General features: G+C 71.9%; 13 protein-coding genes and 1 pseudogene. 13 read left to right on the top strand and 1 reads right to left on the bottom strand.

Going from position 1 to position 21,987, the window contains the following annotated elements; all coding sequences use genetic code 11:
- The first annotated feature begins 22 nt into the window (after positions 1-22).
- From ACGFIM_RS09020 to ACGFIM_RS08960, 13 genes and pseudogenes are all read left to right on the top strand, one after another.
- Entirely contained in the window at positions 23-1,552 is a 1,530-nt protein-coding gene (locus ACGFIM_RS09020) for a UDP-N-acetylmuramoyl-L-alanyl-D-glutamate--2,6-diaminopimelate ligase (protein WP_393196999.1), read from the top strand.
- Positions 1,552-2,829, top strand: a pseudogene (murF, locus tag ACGFIM_RS09015) (UDP-N-acetylmuramoyl-tripeptide--D-alanyl-D-alanine ligase); the annotation flags it as partial. The gene ACGFIM_RS09020 and the pseudogene murF, both read left to right, overlap by 1 nt.
- A 647-nt stretch (positions 2,830-3,476) precedes the next feature.
- On the top strand, positions 3,477-4,535 hold the full coding sequence (gene mraY / locus ACGFIM_RS09010; protein ID WP_393196997.1) for a phospho-N-acetylmuramoyl-pentapeptide-transferase: 1,059 nt from the start codon (positions 3,477-3,479) through the stop codon (positions 4,533-4,535).
- Positions 4,532-5,908 carry a UDP-N-acetylmuramoyl-L-alanine--D-glutamate ligase gene (gene murD / locus ACGFIM_RS09005; RefSeq protein WP_393196994.1) on the top strand — a complete coding sequence of 459 codons (1,377 nt, stop codon included), beginning with the start codon at positions 4,532-4,534 and terminating at the stop codon, positions 5,906-5,908. Before mraY ends, murD begins: the two co-directional genes overlap by 4 nt.
- Entirely contained in the window at positions 5,892-7,178 is a 1,287-nt protein-coding gene (gene ftsW / locus ACGFIM_RS09000) for a putative lipid II flippase FtsW (protein ID WP_393196991.1), read from the top strand. Before murD ends, ftsW begins: the two co-directional genes overlap by 17 nt.
- Before the next feature lie 12 nt (positions 7,179-7,190).
- Entirely contained in the window at positions 7,191-8,267 is a 1,077-nt protein-coding gene (gene murG, locus ACGFIM_RS08995) for an undecaprenyldiphospho-muramoylpentapeptide beta-N-acetylglucosaminyltransferase (RefSeq protein ID WP_393196988.1), read from the top strand.
- A complete protein-coding gene (gene murC, locus ACGFIM_RS08990) occupies positions 8,264-9,664 on the top strand; it encodes a UDP-N-acetylmuramate--L-alanine ligase (protein ID WP_393196985.1) in 1,401 nt (466 codons plus the stop codon). Before murG ends, murC begins: the two co-directional genes overlap by 4 nt.
- A gap of 94 nt (positions 9,665-9,758) precedes the next feature.
- Positions 9,759-10,427, top strand: a complete 669-nt coding sequence (locus tag ACGFIM_RS08985) for a cell division protein FtsQ/DivIB (RefSeq protein WP_393196982.1) — start codon at positions 9,759-9,761, stop codon at positions 10,425-10,427.
- A 337-nt stretch (positions 10,428-10,764) separates the two neighbouring features.
- Complete coding sequence (gene ftsZ / locus ACGFIM_RS08980; RefSeq protein WP_393196979.1) at positions 10,765-12,300, top strand: cell division protein FtsZ; 1,536 nt, start codon at positions 10,765-10,767, stop codon at positions 12,298-12,300.
- A 137-nt stretch (positions 12,301-12,437) separates the two neighbouring features.
- Complete coding sequence (locus tag ACGFIM_RS08975) at positions 12,438-13,130, top strand: YggS family pyridoxal phosphate-dependent enzyme (protein ID WP_393196976.1); 693 nt, start codon at positions 12,438-12,440, stop codon at positions 13,128-13,130.
- Positions 13,131-13,267: 137 nt separating this feature from the next.
- Positions 13,268-13,768: a cell division protein SepF gene (locus tag ACGFIM_RS08970; RefSeq protein WP_393196973.1), complete on the top strand. Its 501-nt coding sequence runs from the start codon at positions 13,268-13,270 to the stop codon at positions 13,766-13,768.
- 81 nt (positions 13,769-13,849) lie between these two features.
- Positions 13,850-14,143, top strand: coding sequence for a YggT family protein (locus ACGFIM_RS08965; protein ID WP_364054810.1), 294 nt, complete (start codon positions 13,850-13,852; stop codon positions 14,141-14,143).
- A 106-nt stretch (positions 14,144-14,249) separates the two neighbouring features.
- Positions 14,250-15,131 carry a DivIVA domain-containing protein gene (locus ACGFIM_RS08960; protein WP_393196970.1) on the top strand — a complete coding sequence of 294 codons (882 nt, stop codon included), beginning with the start codon at positions 14,250-14,252 and terminating at the stop codon, positions 15,129-15,131.
- 3,360 nt (positions 15,132-18,491) lie between these two features.
- On the opposite strand, the gene ileS is transcribed toward ACGFIM_RS08960, so the two are convergent.
- Positions 18,492-21,641 (bottom strand): isoleucine--tRNA ligase, encoded by a 3,150-nt coding sequence (gene ileS / locus ACGFIM_RS08955; protein WP_393196967.1) that lies wholly within the window; start codon positions 21,639-21,641, stop codon positions 18,492-18,494.
- Between the last annotated feature and the right edge of the window lie 346 nt (positions 21,642-21,987).

Here is a 21,987-nt window from a genome sequence, read left to right as displayed (position 1 = left end):
CGCCGTGCGTCCCCCGTCGTCTATGCGTCCCACGACCAGCCCGCCCCGCCCGCTGAGCGGGCTCGCGACCATGCTCGACGCCGAGTCGGGCACGTCGCGCTCGCCGCACGCCGTGCTGACCGGCGTCACCATCGACTCGCGCGAGGTCAGGCGCGGCGACCTGTACGTCGCGCTGCCCGGCAACCACGTGCACGGCGCCGAGTTCGCCGCCGACGCGATGGCGAACGGAGCCGTGGCCGTGCTCACCGACCGCGCCGGCCGCGACGCCGCGGTGGCCACCGGGCTGCCCGTGCTCGTCGTGTCCGACCCGCGCGCCCTGCTCGGGCAGATCTCCGCCTGGGTGTACGGCCAGCCGGCCCACGACATCCAGATACTCGGCGTGACCGGCACCAGCGGCAAGTCCACCACCACGTTCATGATCGAGGCCGGGCTGCGGGCCGCCGGTCACCGCGCGGGCCTGGTGGGCGGCGTCGAGATCCACGCCGGCGAGCTGCGCTTCCGGCCCAGGCTCACCACGCCGGAGGCGACCGACCTGCACGCCCTGTTCGCGCTCATGCGCGAGGAGGGCGTCACGGCGGCGGCCATGGAGGTCTCCAGCCACGCGCTGGCGCTCGGCAGGGTCGACGGCGTCTACTACGACGTCGCCCTGTTCACCAACCTGTCGCAGGACCACCTCGACTTCCACAAGGACTTCGAGGACTACTTCGCGACCAAGGTCAGGCTGTTCCAACCGGAGATGAGCCGGGCCGGCGTGACGAACATCGACGACCGCTACGGCCGCGAGCTGGTGGAGCTGGCGAAGGTGCCGATGACCACGTTCTCGGCGCTCGGTGACCCCGAGGCCGACTGGCGGGCGGTGGACACCAGGCTGGGCTCGGACGGCAGCGCGTTCCGCGTGGTGGGCCCCGGCGGTGTCGAGGCCGACGCGACCGTGGCGCTGCCCGGCCCGTACAACGTGGCCAACGCGCTCGGCGCCGTGGTGACCCTCGTCGAGGCCGGCGTGCCGCTCCAGGCGGCCGTGCACGGCATCGGCACGCTCTCCGGGGTGCCGGGACGCATGGAGCGCGTCACGGGCGCCGACGACGAGTTCCAGGCCGTCGTGGACTACTCGCACAAGCCGGGGGCCGTGGAGTCGGTGCTGCGCTCGCTGCGCTCGGTCACCGAGGGCCGCCTGACGATCGTGCTCGGCTGCGGCGGCGACCGCGACGCCGGCAAACGCCCTCTCATGGGGGAAATCGCCGCACAACTGGCCGATGTGGCAATCTTTACGAGCGACAACCCGCGATCCGAGGATCCGCTGGCCATCCTCGCCGCGATGATGGAAGGGGCGCTCCGCGTTCCCCGGCACCACCGCGCTCATGTGATCATTGAGCCCGACCGCGCGGCCGCCATCGGCCTGGCGATCGCCCGGTCCGGGCGCGGCGACGTGATCGTCGTAGCGGGCAAGGGCCACGAACAGGGCCAGTACGTCTCAGGCGAGGTGATCCCCTTCGACGACCGCGAAGTGGTCGCCGAAGCGATCGACGCACGCAAGGAAAGCAGGAAGCACTAATGATCCCGTTGCCTCTGGCCAGGATCGCCGAGATTACCTCGGGCGCCCTGTCGGGCATGGCCGATCCCCGCGCGGTGGTGCGCGGGCCCGTCGTGATCGACTCGCGGGCCGTAGAACCGGGATCCCTCTTCGTCGCCATCAAGGGCTCGCGGGTCGACGGTCACGACTTCGCCGCCCAGGCCGTACGCGACGGCGCCGTCGCCGTACTCGCCAGCAGGCCGGTCGACGCGCCCGCGGTGATCGTCCCCGACGCCGCCGCCGCGCTCGCCGAGCTGGCCGCCGCGCAGGTGCGCACGCTCACGAAGACGACCGTCATCGGCGTGACCGGCTCGGCGGGCAAGACCACCACCAAGGACCTGCTGGCCCGGCTCACCGGGCGCATCGGGCCGACCATCGCGCCCGTCGGCAGCTACAACAACGAGCTCGGCCACCCGCTCACCGTGCTGCGGGCCGACCTCGACACCCGCTACATGGTGCTGGAGCTGGCCGCGCGCAACATCGGCCACATCAAGGACCTGACCCGCGTCGCGCCCCCGAAGATCGGCGTCGTGCTCAACGTCGGCACCGCGCACCTCGGCGTCTTCGGCGGCAAGGAGGCCATCGCCAAGGCCAAGGGCGAGCTCGTCGAGGCGCTGCCGCGCGACGGCGTGGCGGTGCTCAACGCCGACGACCCGCTCGTGCGCGGCATGGCCTCGCGCACCGAGGCGCGGGTGACGTACTTCGGGCAGGGCGAGCAGGCGGCGATCAGGGCCGAGAACGTCGTGATCGACGTGCGCGGGCGGGCCTCGTTCACGCTGCGCACTCCCTCGGGCTCGGCGCACGTGTCGCTCAAGCTGATCGGCGCGCACGCCGTCCAGAACGCCCTCGCCGCCGCCGCGGCCGCCTACGAGCTGGGGCTGCCGGTGGCCACGATCGCCGAGGAGCTGTCGGCAGCCACACCGGTCAGCCGGTGGCGGATGGAGGTCACCGACCGGCCCGACGGCGTCACCGTGGTCAACGACGCCTACAACGCCAACCCCGACTCCATGCGGGCCGCCTTCCAGGCGTTCGACGTGATCGGCCGCGGGCGGCGGCGCTTCGCCGTCATCGCGGCGCTGCGCGAGCTCGGCGAGGACAGCAGGAAGCTCAACACCGAGCTGGGCCGCCTGGCCGGCGGCGCCGGTCTCGCCGGGCTGATCGTGGCGGGCCCCGACGCCGAACCGGTCCTGGAGGGGGCGCGCGCCGCCGCCGTGGAGACGGCGGCCGCGCTCGAGGCCGCCGCCCAGGACGCCGCCGCCACCCAGACCTTCGCACCGCCCGCCATCGACCCCCAGGCTCCCGGGGCGCCCGCGACCGGTCAGGCCGCGGGCCCGCAGGGACCCGGCGCCCCCGCCTACGGCCCGCAGGCTCCTGGAGCACCCGTTCCCGGCCCGCAGGCTCCTGGGGGGCCTGTTCCCGGTCCGCAGGCTGCTGGGGGGCCTGTTCCCGGTCCGCAGGCTGCTGCGGGACCCGTTCCCGGTCCCCAGGGTCCGCAGGGCTCCGGGGCGCAGGTTTCCGGCGCCCCCGCAGGGGTGCCGCAGGCGCCCGTTCCCGGGCCGCAGGGGCCGGGAACGCCCGGTTCCGAGCCTCAGCCGGCCGCCGTGCCGGTTCCCGGCGCTCCCGCCGTGCCGGGGGCGCCCGCGCCGGTGCCGGGGTGGCGGCCGCCGGCCGGTGGCCCGCCCATCGGGCCGCCCGGCGGATCGGCGGGCGGAGCAGCGGGAGGGCCGCCCCCGGCCGTCCCCGGCGGCTTCGGCCGCCCCACGACCGTCGTGCACGTCTCCGACGCCGAGGCCGCGGCGGCGCAGCTCGCCGCGTGGCTGCGGCCGGGTGACGCGGTATTGATCAAGGGCCCGCGAGCGATGGGCCTGGAGCGAACGGCCGAGCTGGTGCTCGGAGGTGCCCCCCAGTGACCAACATCATCATCGCCGGCGCGGTTGGCCTCATCCTCTCGATGCTGTGCACCCCGCTGGCGATCCGGCTGTTCTCGCGGCGCGGCATCGGCCAGCAGGTCCGCGAGGAGGGCGTGCAGGCGCATCTCGGCAAGCGGGGCACCCCGACCATGGGCGGCACGGTGTTCGTCCTGGCCGCCCTGCTCGCCTACGGAGCCTCACACCTGGCCACCCTGACCCCCGTGACCGTGTCGGGCATGCTGGTGCTGTTCCTCATGACGGGCCTCGGCGCGGTCGGCTTCCTCGACGACTTCATCAAGATCTACAAGCAGCGCAGCCTGGGCCTGCGCAGCGGCGCCAAGGCGCTCGGCCAGCTCATCGTGGGTGCGGTCTTCGCCGTCCTGGTGGTCCGCCAGCCCAACGTGTACGGCATCACGCCCGCCGAGACCCGGCTGTCGTTCCTGCGGGACTTCGGCCCCTCGATCGGCATCGTCGGGTTCACCATCTGGGTGCTCATCATGATCGTCGGGTTCTCCAACGCGGTGAACCTCACCGACGGTCTCGACGGTCTGGCCAGTGGTGCGACCGGCACGGTGCTCGCGGCGTACGTGCTGATCGGCAACTGGCAGCTGCGCAACAACTGCATCGACCAGCTCGGCCCCAACTGCTACTGGGTGCGCGACCCGCTCGACCTGGCCGTGGTGGCCGCCGCCGTGCTCGGGGCGCTCATCGGGTTCCTGTGGTGGAACGCGCCGCCCGCCCGCATCTTCATGGGCGACACCGGCTCGCTCGCGCTGGGCGGCGTGCTGGCCGGGCTCGCCATCGCCACCCGCACCCAGCTCCTGCTGATCATCCTGGCCGGCCTGTGTGTGATCATCACGCTGTCGGTCATCATCCAGGTCGGATCGTTCAAGATGACCGGGAAGCGAGTGTTCAGGATGGCGCCGTTGCAGCACCACTTCGAGCTCAAGGGCTGGGCGGAGACCACGATCGTGGTCCGCTTCTGGCTGATCGCCATGCTGTGCGCGGCGCTCGGGCTCGGCCTGTTCTACGTCGAGTGGATGCCGCGGCCATGACGTACACGTGTGTGGCCGGGCTCGGCGTGTCCGGTACCGCCGTGGCCGAGGTGCTGGCCGCGCGGGGTGAGCGGGTCGTGGTGGTCGAGGCGACCGAGGGCGAGCGGCAGCTCGCCGCGGCGGCGGAGCTCGCCCGCGTCGGCGTGGAGACCAGGTTCGGCGAGATGGCGCTGCCCGAGGGGGTGGCGCGGCTGGTCACCACCGGCTGGCCGCCGCATCATCCGCTCATCGCCGCGGCGCTGAAGGCCGGGGTCGAGGTCGTGGGCGAGGTCGAGCTGGCCTGGCGGCTGCGTTCCGGGCAGGCGGCGCCGTGGCTGGCGCTGACCGGCACCAACGGCAAGACCACCGCCGTGCGCATGCTCACCTCGATCCTGCTGGCCGCCGGCCGCAAGGCGTTGGCGGTGGGCAACGTGGGCGTGCCCGTGGTGCGGGCGGTGGGGGAGCCGTACGACGCGCTGGCCGTCGAGCTGTCCAGCTTCCAGCTCCACTGGTCCTCCACGCTGGCCCCGCACGCCGCCGCCGTGCTCAACGTGGCGCCCGACCACATCGACTGGCACGGCTCCATGGAGGAGTACGCCGCCGCCAAGGGCCGGATCTTCGAGCGCGCCGGCACGGTGATCTACAACGCCGACGACCCCGAGGCCGCCAGGCTGGCCGAGCCCTACCCGGGAGCCGTCGGGTTCACGCTGCGCATCCCCCGGCGCGGCGAGATCGGCGTGGTCGAGGACCTGCTGGTGGACCGCGCGTTCGTCGCCGACCCCGTGGACGCCGCGGAAGAGCTCGCCACGCTGGACGACATCAAGCCGTTCGCGCCGCACAACGTGGCCAACGCGCTGGCCGCGGCCGCCCTGGCCCGTTCGCTCGGCGTGCCCGCCGAGGCCGTGCGCCAGGGGCTGCGCGACTTCGTGCCCGACCCGCACCGGCTCGCCCACGTCGACAGGATCGGCGAGGTCGACTACGTCGACGACTCCAAGGCCACCAACCCGCACGCCGCCGCCGCGGCGCTCGCCTCCTACCGCTCGGTGGTGTGGATCGCGGGCGGCCTGCTCAAGGGCGCGGACGTCGACGACCTGGTGCGCCAGGCGGCTCCGCGGCTGCGCGCGGCCGTGCTGATCGGCGCCGACCGCGCCAGGATCGCCGAAGCCTTGGCGCGACACGCGCCGAATGTCCCCCTCGTGGACATCGCGGATCGCGACACTGGTGCGATGGACAAAGTCGTCACCGAAGCGGCACGGCTGGCCTCGCCAGGCGACACCGTGCTGCTCTCCCCGGCGGGGGCATCCTTCGACATGTTCGCGAACTATCCGGCGCGAGGGGAGGCCTTCGCGCGTGCCGTACGCGAGCTGAGGGCGCGACGTGAGCACGAGCGCTGAGGAGCGGGTACGGCCCGCGCGCGCCGAGGAGAGCCCGCAGAGCTTCCTGCGCGAGCAGCTGCTCGCGCTCAAGGAGCTGCTGGACAAGCCGCTGACCACCTACTACCTGATCATCATGTGCAGCGCGCTGCTGCTCGCGCTCGGGCTGATGATGGTGCTGTCGGCATCCAGCATCGAGGCGCTCAACAAGACCGGCAGCCCGTTCTCGTGGTTCATCAAGCAGTCGCTGTCGGCCGCGATCGGCGTGCCGCTCATGTACGCCTGCTCGCGGCTGCCGGTCAAGTTCTTCCGCTGGGCCGGCTACCCGCTGATGGCGCTGTCGATCATCGCGCTGGTCATGGTGCTGTTCGTCGGCTCGGCCGAGTGGGGCGCGCAGCGGTGGATCTACCTCGGCCCGCTGACCATCCAGCCGTCGGAGCCGGCCAAGCTCGGCCTCGCGCTGTGGGGGGCGGACCTGCTGTCCAGGCGGGTCAAGCAGGGCCGCATCGAGTGGCGGCAGATGCTGATCCCGCTGCTGCCCGGTACCGCGATCCTGGCCGTCATGGTCATGCTGGGCAGCGACCTCGGCACCACGCTCGTACTCTTCCTGATCTTTCTCGCGCTACTGTGGGTGGTGGGCGCGCCGATCAAGCTGTTCGGCGGCTTCATGGCGCTCGCGGTGCTGGCCGCCGTCATCGCGATCAAAGTGGAGCCGTACCGCACCGCCCGCATCAGCTCCTTCCTCGACCCGTGGGCCGACGCGCAGGGCGCCGGCTACCAGGCCGTGCAGGGGCAGATCGCGATCGGCTCCGGCGGCTGGTTCGGCGTCGGCCTGGGCGAGAGCCGGCAGAAGTGGAACTGGCTGCCCAACAGCGAGAGCGACTTCATCTTCGCCATCATCGGCGAGGAGCTGGGGCTCATGGGCACGCTCACCGTCGTGGCGCTGTTCGGGCTGCTCGGCTACGCGGGCCTGCGGGTGGCCATACGCGTCAACGACGCCTTCATCAGGCTCGCCGCGGCCGCCACGGTGGCGTGGGTGGTGGGCCAGGCGACCGTCAACATGGGCGCGGTGCTGGGGGTGCTGCCGATCACCGGCATCCCCCTGCCGCTGGTCTCGTACGGCGGCTCGTCACTGCTGCCCACGCTCGCGGCGCTCGGCATGCTGCTGTCGTTCGCCCGGCGCGAGCCGGGGGCGCGCGAGGCCTTGGCGGCACGTGGCCCCGGACCGGCCGCCCGGGCCCTAAGCTGGCTGGGCCTGCGGCGTACGACCAGAGGCCGAGCGACACGTTAGGGAGTGACCGAGATGAGGGTGGTCCTCGCCGGTGGGGGGACGGCCGGGCACATCGAGCCCGCGCTCGCCCTTGCGGACGCGCTGCGCCATCTTGACCAGAGCGTCGGCATCACCTGCGTGGGCACGGAACGCGGCTTGGAGACGCGGCTCGTGCCTGCGCGGGGTTACGAGCTGGAGCTGGTGCCCGCCGTGCCGCTGCCCAGGACCCTCACGCCGAGCCTGCTCACCGTGCCGGGGCGGCTCGCGGGGGCGATCAACGCCGCGGCGGGCATCCTCGACCGGGTGCAGGCCGACATCCTGGTGGGCTTCGGCGGCTACGTCGCCACGCCCGCCTACCTCGCCGCCAAGCGGCGCGGCCTGCCGATCGTCGTCCACGAGGCCAACCCGCGTCCCGGGCTGGCCAACCGGCTGGGCGCACGGCTGACCGAGCACGTCTTCACCGGCTTCCCCGACTCCGCGCTGCCCAAGGCGGAGTTCGTCGGCACGCCGCTGCGCCGCGAGATCACCACGCTCGACCGGCTGTCCATGGGCGACAAGGCGCGCTCGTGGTTCGGCCTGGAGAACGACCGGCCGACGCTGCTGGTGTTCGGCGGCTCGCAGGGCGCGCGATCGATCAACCAGGCCGCGCTGGCCGCCGCGCCCGCGCTGCGCAGGGCCGGGGTGCAGGTGCTCCACGTGCTGGGCCCGAAGAACACCGTCGACCACGAGCCGCCGCCCGGCGACCCGCAGTACGTCCTGCTGCCCTACGTCGACCGCATGGACCTCGCCTACGCCGCCGCCGACGTCGCCCTGTGCCGCAGCGGCGCGCTGACCTGCGCCGAGCTGACCGCGGTGGGGCTGCCCGCCGCGTACGTGCCGCTGCCCCACGGCAACGGCGAGCAGCGCATCAACGCCGAGCGGATCGTCGCGGGCGGCGGCGGGCTCATGGTCGACGACGCCGAGCTGTCCGCCGATTGGATCATCCAGAACGTGCTGCCCATGCTCCACGACCCCGAGCGGGTCGCCGTCATGTCGGAGGCCGCCTCCAGGCTGGGGAGCAAGGACGCCGATATCATGCTCGCCAGGAAAGTGTTGGAGATAGCCCGATGAGTCTCGTGAAGCTGGTCGATCCCGTCGCCGTCGAAGATCTTGGGCGCGTGCACTTCATCGGCATCGGCGGCGCGGGCATGTCGGGCATCGCCCGCATCCTGCTCAAGCGCGGCGTACGCGTGACCGGCAGCGACGCGCGCAGCTCCGAGCTGATCACCGAGCTGCGCGAGCTGGGCGCCACGGTCCACATCGGCCACGCCGCCTCCCACATCAGGAACGTCGACACCGTCGTGGTCTCCACGGCCATCCGCGACTCCAACCCCGAGCTGGGCGAGGCGCTCAAGCAGGGGCTGCGGATCATCCCGCGGGCCGCCGCCCTCGCCTCCGTCATGGCCGGGCGCACCGGCGTCGCCATCGCCGGCACCCACGGCAAGACCACGACCACCTCCATGCTCACCGTGGCGCTGCAGAAGTGCGGCGCCGACCCGTCCTACTGCGTGGGCGGCCAGCTCGTCACCACCGGGCTCGGCGCCGACGACGGCCAGGGGCGGGTGTTCGTGGCCGAGGCCGACGAGAGCGACGGCTCGTTCCTCATGCTCGCGCCCGACATCGCCGTGGTCACCAACGTCGAGGCCGACCACCTCGACAACTACGGCGATCCGCGGGCGGTGCACGACAGCTTCGCGCGGTTCGCCGAGCGGGTCGGCTCGCTGCTCATCTGCTGCGCCGACGACCCGGGCGCGGCCGAGCTGGCGCGCCGCGCCGCCGAGCGCGGGCTGCGGGTCAAGACCTACGGCGTGCGCGGCGAGGACTACCGCGTGGGCGGGGTGCGGCCCGACGGGTTCGGCACGGTGTTCTCCATCGAAGGCAGGGGAGAGGTCAGACTGGCCGTTCCCGGGGCTCACAACGCGCTCAACGCCACGGCGGTGATCGCCGTGGCCGATGAGCTCGGGATGCCGTTCGAGGAGATCAGAGACGGCCTGGGGGCCTTCACGGGGGCCAAGCGCCGCTTCGAGGCCAAGGGCGAGGCCGGGGGCGTGGCGGTCTTCGACAGCTACGCGCATCACCCCACCGAGCTCGCCGCCGACCTGCGCGCCGCCCGCGACGTGGTCGCCTCGTACTCGGGCACCGGCCGGGTCATCGCGATCTTCCAGCCGCACCTGTACTCGCGCACCCGGTTCTTCGCCGACGAGTTCGGCGCCGCGCTCGGCCTGGCCGACGAGGTCATCGTGCTCGACGTCTACGGCGCCAGGGAGGACCCCGAGCCCGGGGTGTCCGGCGCCATGGTGGCCGGGCGGGTGCCGCTGCCGCCCGAGCGGGTGGCGTACGCGCCCGACAGGTCGGCCGTACCGGCGCTGGTGGCCGAGCGGGCGCGGCCCGGCGACATCGTGCTGACGATGGGCGCGGGCGACGTCACGGAGCTGGGGCCGCAGATCGTCGCCCGCCTGTCGCCCTGAGCGAGGGCGTGCTCTTGGGCGTGGCGCACGGGCCTCGGAGCCGCCGCCGGGCTAGGTTCGGTGCCGACATGAGCCGCATGCCGAGGGGAGGGCGATGAAGGCGCGCACGGCGTTCCTGGTGCTGCTGACGGCGGGCGTGGTGGGCATCACCGCGTGGCTGGTGTTCTTCTCGCCCGTGCTGGGCGTGCGTTCGATCGAGATCGTGGGAAATCTCACAGTGCCGAGCGAGCGCATCAAGCAGCAGGTGGGCGTGCCGGAGCTGCACCCCCTCGCCACCGTCGACCTGGCCGGTGTCGAAAGCCGTGTCCTCGGCATCCGGCAGCTCGCCTCCGCCAAGGTGGACCGGGTGTGGCCGGGCACGCTCAGGATCGAGGTGGTCGAGCGCGAGCCGGTCGCCGCGATCGAGACCGGCGGCAAGGTGGCGGTGGTCGACGGCCAGGGCGTGGTCATCGAGGTCAAACCGGCGCCGCCGCCCCTGCTGCCCGTGCTCAAGGTGGACCGGCCGGTGCCCGGCGATCCGGTCATGACGGCCGCGCTCAAGGTCGTCCAGGCCGTTCCGTCCGAGGTGGCGGGCAAGGTGAGGCGGGTGCGCGCGGGCACGGCCGAGGGGGTCACGCTGGAGCTGTCCGACGGGCGTACGGTCCTGTGGGGCGGCGCCGACCGCCTCGAGGAGAAGGGCCGCATCCTGGCCTCGCTCCTCAAACGGGAACGATCCGCCACCTTCTACGACGTCAGTTCCCCGGACGTGGTGACGCTGAAGTGATCGTGATCGTCAGAGTCCGGCAAGTCAGCGGCAAGCAGATCGCCGAGCCTGTACGAGTCGGGGCCCGGAACATGAGAGCCTGTAAGCCGGACTTTCGGCAGAGGAGGCGCGCCACCTGGCGCGTCGGCGGAGCGAATCGGACAGCGCGCGACACGCCGGACGTGCTTGCGGCGCGGTTAGTTGACCGGCCCGGAGCGTAACTCCTACTGTCCGTATCAATCATCAGGTTGACATAAATCTAAATCTCAACCTGAGGTTGAGAGTTACCTGAAGTGACAAAAAAGCGGAGACAATCCGCACCGGAATGGCAAGTCAACGAGCGGAAAGGCCCCTCGTCGTGGCAGCACCGCAGAACTACCTCGCGGTCATCAAGGTCGTCGGCATCGGCGGCGGCGGAGTCAACGCCGTCAACCGGATGATCGAGGAGGGACTCAAGGGCGTCGAGTTCATCGCGATAAACACCGACGCCCAGGCGCTGCTGATGAGTGACGCCGATGTGAAACTCGACGTGGGCCGCGAGCTCACGCGCGGGCTCGGCGCCGGCGCCAACCCCGATGTCGGCCGCAAGGCGGCCGAGGACCACCGTGAGGAGATCGAGGAGGTCCTCAAGGGGGCCGACATGGTCTTCGTCACGGCGGGCGAGGGCGGCGGCACCGGCACGGGCGGCGCGCCCGTCGTGGCCAACATCGCGAGGTCGCTCGGCGCGCTCACCATCGGCGTCGTGACCCGTCCGTTCAGCTTCGAGGGACGGCGCAGGGCCTCGCAGGCGGAAGCGGGCATCGAGACGCTGCGCGACGAGGTCGACACGCTCATCGTGATCCCCAACGACCGGCTGCTGTCGATCTCCGACCGGCAGGTCAGCGTGCTCGACGCGTTCAAGGCGGCCGACCAGGTGCTGCTGTCGGGTGTCCAGGGCATCACGGACCTCATCACCACGCCCGGTCTGATCAACCTCGACTTCGCCGACGTCAAGTCGGTCATGTCGGGCGCCGGCTCGGCGCTCATGGGCATCGGCCACGCCCGCGGCGACGACCGCTCGGTGGCGGCCGCCGAGATGGCCGTCTCCAGCCCGCTGCTGGAGGCCAGCATCGACGGCGCGCACGGCGTGCTGCTGTCCATCGCGGGGGGCTCCGACCTCGGCCTGTTCGAGATCAACGAGGCCGCCCAGCTGGTGTCGATGGCCGCCGCGCCCGACGCCAACATCATCTTCGGCACGGTCATCGACGACGCGCTCGGCGACGAGGTGCGGGTCACGGTGATCGCGGCCGGCTTCGACGACGTGCCGGGCCCGTCCAGCAAGGAGACGCCCAGGCCGGCCGGTCGCCCCGCGGCGCCGCCCGTGTCGGCTCCTGCGCGGCCGAACGCGGCCTCCCCGAGTGTGAAGTCCGACCCGCCGCCGTTGCGCGCCGAGCCGCGCCCTGAGCCGCGTACGGAGTTCCGTCCCGAGCCGCGCCCCGAGCCCCGCGCCGAGGTGCGGCCAGAGCCGCGCCCCGAGATCAGGCCGGAGCCGCGCGTCGAGCCCCGTCCCGAGCCCCGCCCCGAGCCGCGGCCCGAGTTCCGTCCCGAGCCGCGCGCCGAGGCCAGGCCCGAGCCGGTGCGGCCGGTCGAGCCCGTGCACGATACGGCGCAGGAGCGTTCCGACGCCAGGGCGGACGACCGCGCCGAGAGCAGGAGCGAGGGCCGCGACGAGGGAAGGCAGGAGTCCGGTGAGGCCGACGGAGCGTCCGGCCCCGTCTCGATCCCGAGGCCCACGCCCGAGCCGGCCAATCCGCCCACGCCCATCACCTCCCGCATGTCGGAGCCTCCCAAACGTCCCCGGGTGATCTTCGAGGAGCAGGAAGAGGAACTCGACGTTCCCGACTTCCTCAAGTAGCCGGTCAACGAAGTCGATCGCCTGACGCCGCTCCCCGCAGCGACCCGGGAGCGGCGCCGTCGTGCCTGCGGCGGCAGGGCGCGCCGGGCCGGCGGGGGAGCGGGAGAGCGGGCGGTGCGGTAACGAAGGAGAGGCACGTGAGAAGGGACGAGATCGCGGCCGGTCTCGCCGAGGTCGAGGAGCGCATCACCGCTGCGTGTCACGCCGTGGGCCGCGACCGCGGCGAGGTCACGCTGATCGCCGTCACCAAGACCAGGCCCGCCGACGACATCCGCATCCTGGCCGAGCTGGGCGTGCGCGACATCGGCGAGAACCGCGACCAGGAGGCCGCGCCCAAGGCGCGCGAGCTGGCCGGGCTGCCGCTGACCTGGCACTTCGTCGGCCAGCTGCAGACCAACAAGGTCCGCTCGGTGGTCTCCTACGCCGACGTGATCCACTCTGTCGACCGTTCCAAACTGGTGAACGCCATCAGCAAGGAGGCGGTCAGGCAGGGCCGGCGCATCGGCTGCCTGGTCCAGGTCGCGCTCGACGACGACCCCGGCAGGGGCGGCGTCCGGCCCGACGACCTGCTCGCCCTCGCCGACGAGGTGGCGCTGGCCGAAGGTGTGTGGCTGGGCGGCGTCATGGCGGTCGCCCCGCTGGGCGAGGAGCCCGCCAAGGCCTTCGCCAGGCTCCGCGAGCTCGCCACGGCGCTGCAGGAGCAGCACCCGCGGGCCACCATGGTCTCGGCCGGGATGAGCGGCGATCTCGCCGAGGCGATCGCGTACGGCGCGACACATGTTCGGGTCGGTACGGCGTTGCTCGGTCGTCGCAAGCCCTTCGTCAGGTAATGTCCCCTCAAGTGGGTCTTCAGGCCCATGACCGAGTAGAGGTCGATCAGCGGTGAGCTCCGGGGGTGCCCCTACCGCCTCAGGGCACGGCGACGGGCCCGAGCGAGTGCGACCATGAGCAGGAGGACGACGTAGCGATGGCCGGCGCGATGCGCAAGATGGCGGTCTACCTCGGTCTCGTGGAGGACGACCGCTACGAGAGGTACGAGACCTACAACGACGACTACGCCTACGACGACGACGTGCAGCGCCCCGGTGAGGAGCGTCCTGTCGCGGTCCAAGACCGCGACGACGAGCCCGAGACCGGCGGCCCCGCGCCCAGGCCCACCACGACCATCGTGGAACGCCGTACGACGGATCTGGCTCGCATCACGACCCTGCATCCTCGCACGTACAACGAGGCGCGTACAATCGGTGAGCACTTCCGTGACGGGACCCCCGTCATCATGAACCTGACCGAGATGGTCGACAGTGACGCGAAGCGACTGGTTGATTTCGCGGCAGGTCTCGTCTTCGGCCTACATGGCAGCATTGAACGTGTTACCAACAAGGTGTTCCTGTTGTCCCCTGCCAATGTCGAGGTGACCGCCGAGGACAAGGCTCGAATCGCGGAACGCGGGTTCTTCAATCAGAGTTAGAGTCTCTGTGTATGCCTATCGGACCCAACCAGGTCTCCCCAAGGCCTGGAGGCACATCAGAAGTGGAGGCGCGGCCGGGCCGTGGAGATCGTTAGTGGGATCTTGGTCGTAGTCCTGTCTCTCTACTTGGTGCTGCTCATCGGCAGGATGATCTTTGAGACGGTGCAGGCGTTCGCACGTCAGTGGCGTCCGTCGGGCGTGGTGCTCGTCGTGGCGGAGGCCACCTACACCGCAACTGACCCACCCCTCAAGTTCCTCCGCCGTTTCATTCCTCCGCTCCGGTTGGGTACGGTGGCCTTTGACCTAAGCTTCACTGTCCTGTTCATCGTGGTTCTGATCTTGATTCAGATCGCCCAGGCTCTCGGCCCACGGTGAGCATGGCCTGTGAGGCCGCCGGTCGTGTTCCAACTCGTGTCCGCGCTGAAGTGATTCGGGTTACCGTCCTCCGGACAGACTCCAAGCGCGCCAAGGAGACCAAAAAATGCCGCTGACGCCCGCTGATGTGCGGAACAAGCAGTTCAGTACCACCCGGCTCAGGCCGGGCTACGACGAGGAGGAGGTCGACGCCTTCCTCGACGAGGTGGAAGCTGAGCTTGACCGCCTGATCCAAGAGAACGAGGAGCTCCGCGCCAAGCTGGCCGAGTGCCTGCGCGGGAAGGTGCCGGGCGGCATGAACATGCCCATGGCCTCGGCGCCCGTCCAGGAGCAGCCCAAGCCGGAGATGATGCAGCCGCCGCAGCCGGAGCCCATGCGGGCGCCCGAGCCGCAGCAGCAGCCCCAGCAGCCGCAGGTCCCGGTGGGCATGAACATGCCGCCAGCAGAGGACAACATGGACACCGCGGCCCGCGTGCTCGCTCTGGCCCAGCAGACCGCCGACCAGGCGATCGCCGACGCCCGCCGGGAGGCGGACGAGACGGTGACCCGGGCCCGGCGCGAGGCCGACGAGATCCTCACCAAGGCGCGCCGCCAGGCCGAGCAGGTCATCGGCGACGCCAGGGCCCGCGCCGAGACGCTCGAGCGCGACGCCCAGGAGCGCCACCGCCAGGCGATGGGCTCGCTCGTGCAGACCCGCGACGAGCTCGAGCGCAAGGTCGAGGAACTCCGCAGCTTCGAACGCGAATACCGCAGCAGGCTCAAGCTCTACCTCGAAAACCAGCTCGCCGAGCTCAACGTGTCCGCAGAAGGCAGCGGTGGCTTCCCCGTGCTGTCCGGCGGTCCGCAGGGCCAGCAGGCACCCGCCATGTCGCACGCCGTGCCCCAGAGCGGCCAGCAGCCTCTGCCCGGAGGCCCCGCTCCGTTCGGCGGCGACGCTCCGCAGGGCGCTTTCCCCGGCGGTGACGGTCCTCACAACGACCGGCGGTAAAGTAACGGGTCACTAGGACCTGCCACTCGAAAGAGCCCCCTGTGATCCTTATCAGTGCTGGTTTGGTGCTCGCGGCAGTGGTGCTGCTGATCGCGGGCTTCGTACTGGCGAAGCCGTTCCTGATCATGTGGTCCATCGTGGTCAGTGTGCTGTCCGCGCTGTTCCTGGTGATCGGGGCGTTCCTGCGGCGGAACGAGCTTTTTCCCGGAGGTGGGCAGGCCGCTGCGCCGGCCACCCCCCCGAAGGGGCTCACGCCGCCCACGGCGCCGTACACCCAGACCGGCCCTATGGCTCATCAGCCGCCCCCGCAGCCCCGACCGCATCCGCAGGCGCCGCAGCAGCGCACGGCGGCCACTCCGGCCCCCGCACCGCGCCGCCCCGCGGCCGCCGGCATCGCGCCGGATGCGATCGTGCTGGTCATCCCCGGACGCAAGCGCTACCACATCCACGGGTGCAGGCAGCTGATCGGGCGGGAGCACGAGGAGCTCACGTACGAAGAGGCACGCGAGGAGGGCTTCACGCCCTGCACGGCGTGCCTGCCCGACGCTGCGCTCGGCGGACGGCAGCTGCCGCCTGCCGCCGACCCCGAGCCCGCCGTCCACCCCAGCACCGCTTCTGCCAAGACCCGTGCAGAAGACTCCGCGGAGACCCGCGATCTTCGTCCGCAGGTCACCCCGCCGAAGCCCGACACGAAGGCTTCCACCCCCAGCCCGGAGCCTGCCGCCGCCCACGAGGAAGGCGCCGCCGGGTGGTTCGGCCGTCCCAAGGCCGCCCCGGCCGACCAGGCATCGGGCTCCACCTCCGCCGTCCCCGAGACCGCCGCCGGCGCCGGCTCGGACGATGAGCAGGCGGAGTCAGAGACTTCTTTCTTCCGGCCGCCGACGTCACGCGGCGCCGGCACCGCGTCCTCCCCGTCCGGATCCCCGAAGGCCGGCCCTTCGAAGGCCGGCTCCGCCACGCCCGGGCCCGGCTCCTCGGGCGGAGCCCCCGGGACCTCGGCGAAAGCGTCCGGAGCTTCGGGAGGAGCGCCCGGCAAGAGCGGGTCCTCGCCGAAGACCGCGTCCACCGCGTCGAGGGAGTCCGCCGCCCCCGCCGACGACGAGACCTCCCCGAACGTCCCCAGCCCCGCCAAGGCCACCTCGGGCTCGGGCCCCGGCTCTCCCAAGACCGGCACAGGCCCCGGCTCCACAGGCCCCGGCTCCGCCAAGGCCGGCACGGGTCCGAGCCCTGCGAAGGCCGGCTCGGGCTCCGGGTCCAGCCCTGCCAAGGCGGGCCAGGGCCCGGGCTCTGCCCGCCCCGGCGGTCCTGGCGACAAGCCCGGCCGCCCGGGTGCCGCCGGTTCGTCCGGTGGCGGGCCTGGTCGTCCGGGTGCTGCTGATTCGCCGGGCAGTGAGAGCGGCCGTCCCGGTCGGCCCGATGGCAAGCCCGGCACGGCCGCCGCATCGACGCCCGCCAAGCCTGGTACGCCTGCTTCCGGAAAGCCTGGAACGTCCGGTGTGTCCGCGTCCGGGAAGCAGGGTGCCGCGGGCGGGAGCGCTTCCGGCAAGTCCGGGACGAGCGGAGAGACCACGTCCGGGAAGGCCGCCAGGGCCGGTGACTCGACGGCCACCGGTGCGTCCGGAGCTGCGAAGCCGGGCACGTCGGCCGGGGCCACTGCTGGAAAGCCGAGGGCGTCGACTTCGTCCGCCCCCGGGACGGCGACTGGAGCCGCGCCCGGCAAGCCCGGAACCTCCGGCGGAGCCGCGTCAGGAAAGCCCGGGCAGAGCAGCGGCAAGGCCGGGCAGGGATCCGGCTCCGGCGAGCCGGATGACGACGCCGGGCCCGTCACGGCGCCGCAGCCTCGGGTGACGGCCTCGGGCGCCCCGCAGCGTCCCGGATCATCCAATACGTCCGGTGCGCCGCAGCGTGCCGGTGCCTCCGGCCCGTCCGGTGCGTCACAGCGTTCAGGAACGTCCGAGGCTTCCGGCGCGTCACAGCGGCCGGGAGCGTCGGGCGCGTCCGGGTCGTCCGGTGGGCCGCAGCGTTCGGGGGCCTCCGGGTCCTCGGAGCGATCCTCTGCCTCGGAGGGCAAGTCGGCCAAGCGTCCGTCCGGCGGGGGCGATGAGCCCGCGCCGGGGGAGACCGTCATCCTGCACGAGCGGCCCGCGTCCTCTGCCGAGGCGACCGCCAAGCCCCGGGGGCCGCTGCCTCCAGGCGCGCCGGTCAGGTCCCCTGGTGCCAAGCCCGGGGCCACGCAGGGAAAGGGCGAGGCGTCCGGTAGCGGCGAGCAGAGCGCCTCGTCCGCCGGTAAGGAAGCGCCGGCCGTCAAGGGGAGTGCTTCTCCGGGGCAAGGGCCTCGCGAGCAGGGGAGCGGATCCGCCAACGGCGGTGCCGCATCCAAGGCCGCGGACCCCAAGGCCGCCGGGGCCGGCTCATCCGCCGGCAGGTCCGGTGACGGGTCCGCCGGGTCCAACGGCAGCGGTGACGGCAAGGAGCGCGGGTCGCAGACCGTCAAGGTCATCATCGGTACTCGCCGCTACCACGGCTCCGCCTGCCCGCTGGTCCGGGGCGCGGGTGACGGCGTCGAGACGATGACCCTCGCCGCCGCCAAGGCCGCCGGGCTGACGAGCTGCCCGGTCTGCCAGCACGATCGCGAAACCGTCAGCTGAGATTTCGGCCACCTGTTGCGCGGCTCCGGCTCGCCGGGCCATTGGGCTGGGGGTTGTTCGGTGCGTCGGCGTGATTGGGGAGCCGTCTGCTGGGGTTCGGTCGGTTTGTCCTGTGGTTCGGCTGGTCGGGCTGGGGGTGCTCGGTCTGTTGGCGTGATTGCCGAACCATCCACTGACGTTTCGGTCGGTTTGTCCCGTGGCTCGGCTGGTCGGGCTGCCGGGTTGGGAGTTGCTCGGTCAGCCGGCGCGATCGTGAGGCCGTCGGCCGAGGCTCGGCCACCTGGCCTGAGGCCATGCTGGTCTCTGTCGCGAGTTCGTGCGGGGTGTCGTTCTGCGGCGCAGTTTTCCGCGGGGCGTCAGTCCCTAGGACGTGGTTTCGCGGGGTGTCATTCCGGCGTGCGGTCACGCGTCGCGCCGCACTCGCCGCTGACGTGCGTGGGTTGAATGCATCGGCCGGTGGGTTCGTGCCTGTGCGGGTGAGATAAGGGGGCACCGCCTGCGGGTCCGGTGAGGGGTCTCGGCGTGCGGCGGGATGGTCGTCTGTGCTTTTCGCGGGTGGGAGGGTTCGGTTCTGGGTTCTCTTCGTCCGCGGGCGGTGGGTGGGCGCGGTGGCGGGACGTTCGCCGGATACGTGAGCGGGCCCCGGGTGTGAAACCCGGGGCCCGCTTGATGCGTTGCCGTCGTCCGAAGGGCTATGCCCCGGACGGGGCGGTCACTCCGCGCGGCGGAGCTGGAAGGTGAGGCCGAGGTCCGCGTCCGTGTGGGCGGGCAGGTCGGGGGCGGTGCCCTCGGTGAACGAGGTGGCGAGCACCTCCTCGGTCACCACCTGGCCCTGGGTGCGCAGCGCCGTGGCCAGGTCGGGGGAGGACGCGGTCCACCACAGGTCGATGCGGTCGGTGATGGACAGGCCGGTCGACTTGCGGGCGTCCTGGACCAGGCGGATGACCTCGCGCAGCAGGCCGGCGCGGCGCAGCTCGTCGTCCAGCTCCAGGTCGAGCGCCACGGTCTCGCCGGTGCCGGTGCCGATGGCGCCGGTCTCGACGGCCCAGCCGGAGCGGGGCTGCTCGTTGACGATCACCTCGTCGGGGCCGAGCATGACCTCGCCCAGCTCCTCGGCCTCGACCATGACGGTGGAGCCGGAGCGCAGGGCGCGCGCCACGCGGGTGGCGTCGGCGGCGGCCAGTGCGGCGGCCACCAGCTTGGTACGCGGCCCGAACCGCTTGCCCAGCGCCCGGAAGTTGGGCTTGACCGTGTAGGACACCAGGTCGGCGCTGAAGCCCGACATGTCCTCGAGCGCCTGGACGTTCAGTTCCTCGGCGACCAGCCCGCGCAGCTCGTCGGGCAGGGACGGCCAGCCGTGCGCGCCCACCAGGGCCCGCCGCAGCGGCTGGCGGGTCTTGACCCCGGAGGAGGCGCGGGCCGAGCGGCCCAGCTCGACCAGGCGGCGGACGAGGGCCATCTGCTCCGACAGCTCGGCGTCGATGAGCTCCTCGCGCGCCTGCGGCCAGGAGACCAGGTGCACCGAGGTCGGCGTGTCCTCGCCGCGCAGCACGTCCCACAGGTAGTCGGTGATGAACGGCGTGATCGGCGCCATCAGCTTGAGCACCGTCTCCAGGCACTCGTACAGCGTGGCGAACGCCTCTTCCGAGCCCTGCCAGAAGCGGCGGCGCGACCGGCGCACGTACCAGTTGGACAGGTCGTCGAGGAAGTCGGCCAGGCGGCGGCCGGCGCGCTGGGTGTCGTAGTCGTCGAGCGCCGCGGTGACCTCGGCCACGGTGCGGTGCAGCTCGGACAGCGCCCAGCGGTCGAGCAGCGGGCGCTCGGCCGGCGGGACGGCCTCGGCGAGCTTGGCCGGCGACCAGGACTCGGCGTTGGCGTACAGGGTGAAGAAGGAGGCGGTGTTCCAGAGCGTCAGCAGGACCTTGCGGACGATCTCCTCCAGCGTGGCGTGCCCCACGCGGCGGGCCGCCCACGGCGAGCCCGAGCAGGCCATGAACCAGCGCAGCGCGTCGGCGCCGTGCCGGTCCATCAGCGGGATCGGCTCGAGGACGTTGCCGAGGTGCTTGCTCATCTTGCGGCCGTCCTCGGCGAGGATGAGGCCGAGGCAGAGCACGTTCCGGTAGGAGGACTGGCCGAAGACCAGCGTGCCGACGGCCATCAGCGAGTAGAACCAGCCGCGCGTCTGGTCGGTGGCCTCGCAGATGAAGTCGGCGGGGTAGACGCCCTCGGGCTTGCCGCGCTCGCCCCACTGCGCGAACGGCATGGAGCCGGAGTCGTACCAGGCGTCGATGACGTCGGGCACGCGGCGGGCGAGGCCCCCGCAGGTCGGGCAGTCGAACGTGACGTCGTCGACGTACGGGCGGTGAGGGTCGAGGGCGGAGACGTCGCGCCCGGCGAGCCTGCCCAGCTCCTCCAGCGACCCGACGCACGTCACGTGGGACTCGTCCTGCTCGCACACCCACAGCGGCAGCGGCGTGCCCCAGTAGCGGGAGCGCGACAGCGACCAGTCGACGTTGTTGCGCAGCCACTCGCCGAAGCGGCCCCACTTGATGGTGTCGGGGTACCAGTTGGTGCCGGAGTTCTCGGCCAGCATCTGGTCCTTGACAGCGGTGGTGCGGATGTACCAGGACGGCAGCGCGTAGTAGAGCAGCGGGGTGTGGCAGCGCCAGCAGTGGGGGTAGCTGTGCTCGAAGTGGCCGCCCTTGAACAGCAGGCCGCGCCGCCGCAGGTCCTCGGTCAGCTCCTCGTCGGCGTCCTTGAAGAAGCGGCCGCCCACCATGGGGACGTCTTCGAGGAAGCGGCCGTCGGGGCCGATCGGGTTGACGATCGGCATGTCGTACCGCTTGATGACGGCCATGTCGTCGGCGCCGAACGCGGGCGCCTGGTGGACCAGGCCGGTGCCGTCCTCGACGGTGACGTAGTCGCCGAGCACGACGTAGTGGGCGTCGGGGATGTCGACCAGGTCGAACGGCCGCCGGTAGGTGGTGCGCTCCAGCTCGCGGCCGGTGTAGCGGGCGACCTCGGTGACGCCCTCGCCCAGCACGGACAGCAGCGGCTCGGCGACGACCAGCACCTCGCCGTCGGCGGTGCGGGCGGCGACGTACGTGACGTCGGGGTGCACGGCGACCGCGGTGTTGGACACCAGCGTCCACGGCGTGGTCGTCCAGATCAGCAGCGAGGCGCCCAGCTCGGCCAGCGGCCCGGAGGTGACGGGCATGCGGACGTACACCGACGGGCTGGAGATGGTCTCGTAGCCGCCCGGCTGGCCCAGCTCGTGGTCCGACAGCCCGGTGCCGCAGCGCGGGCAGTAGGGCGTGATGCGGAAGTCGCGGAACAGCAGCCCCTTGTCGAAGATGACCTTCAGCGACCACCACACGGACTCGACGTAGGACGGGTCCATGGTGCGGTAGGCCTGCGACAGGTCGATCCAGTAGCCCATGCGCTCGGTCATCTGCTCGAACGCGTCGACGTGCCGCAGCACCGACTCGCGGCACTTGGCGTTGAACTCGGCGATGCCGTAGGACTCGATGTCCTTCTTGCCGGACAGGCCCAGCTCGCGCTCCACGCTCACCTCGACGGGCAGGCCGTGGCAGTCCCAGCCGGCCTTACGGGGAACGCTGAACCCGCGCATCGACTTGTAGCGGGGGAACAGGTCCTTGAAGACCCGGGCCTCGACGTGGTGCACGCCGGGCAGGCCGTTGGCGGTGGGCGGGCCCTCGTAGAACACCCACGAGGGGTTGCCGGCGTTCTGCTCGACGGAGCGCTCGAAGATCTTCCCGTCCCGCCAGCGGTCCAGGACCTCGCGCTCAAGCGCGGGCAGGTCGACCTGCGCGGGAAGAGAGCGGAACGTTGGGGAAGACATCTCGGGCGTGACCTCCACGCGTGAATCGGCCGATAGGGCTGTGGCGTGAAGGGACGAAGCCTCGCGGCCCCGCGGTACCACCCTTCTTGACCCCGCCGGGAGGCGAGGCCCTCTTCATTTGACTGCTGCCGGTTCTAATGAGCTCGCGCGAGCCGTTCTTCCGGCGGCTCCGGGGTGATATCCCTCACAGCGGGCCCCATCAACGCCTTGCAGACTCAAACCATAACGCAGAGTCGAGGTCAAGGCTTCCACGTTTCCCGCGTCAGGTCCGCCCCAGGTGGGTCACCCGCCTCCCAGCGGTACGTGAGTCGTAAAGGGCGCAAAGATGTGGGAATGGACGCCGCTG

The organism is Nonomuraea sp. NPDC049309, from assembly GCF_043196965.1.
GTDB classification, from domain to species: domain Bacteria; phylum Actinomycetota; class Actinomycetes; order Streptosporangiales; family Streptosporangiaceae; genus Nonomuraea; species Nonomuraea fastidiosa.
The sequence above is the reverse complement of the archived record's forward strand: the minus strand, read 5'-3'. Positions and strand labels throughout refer to the sequence as shown.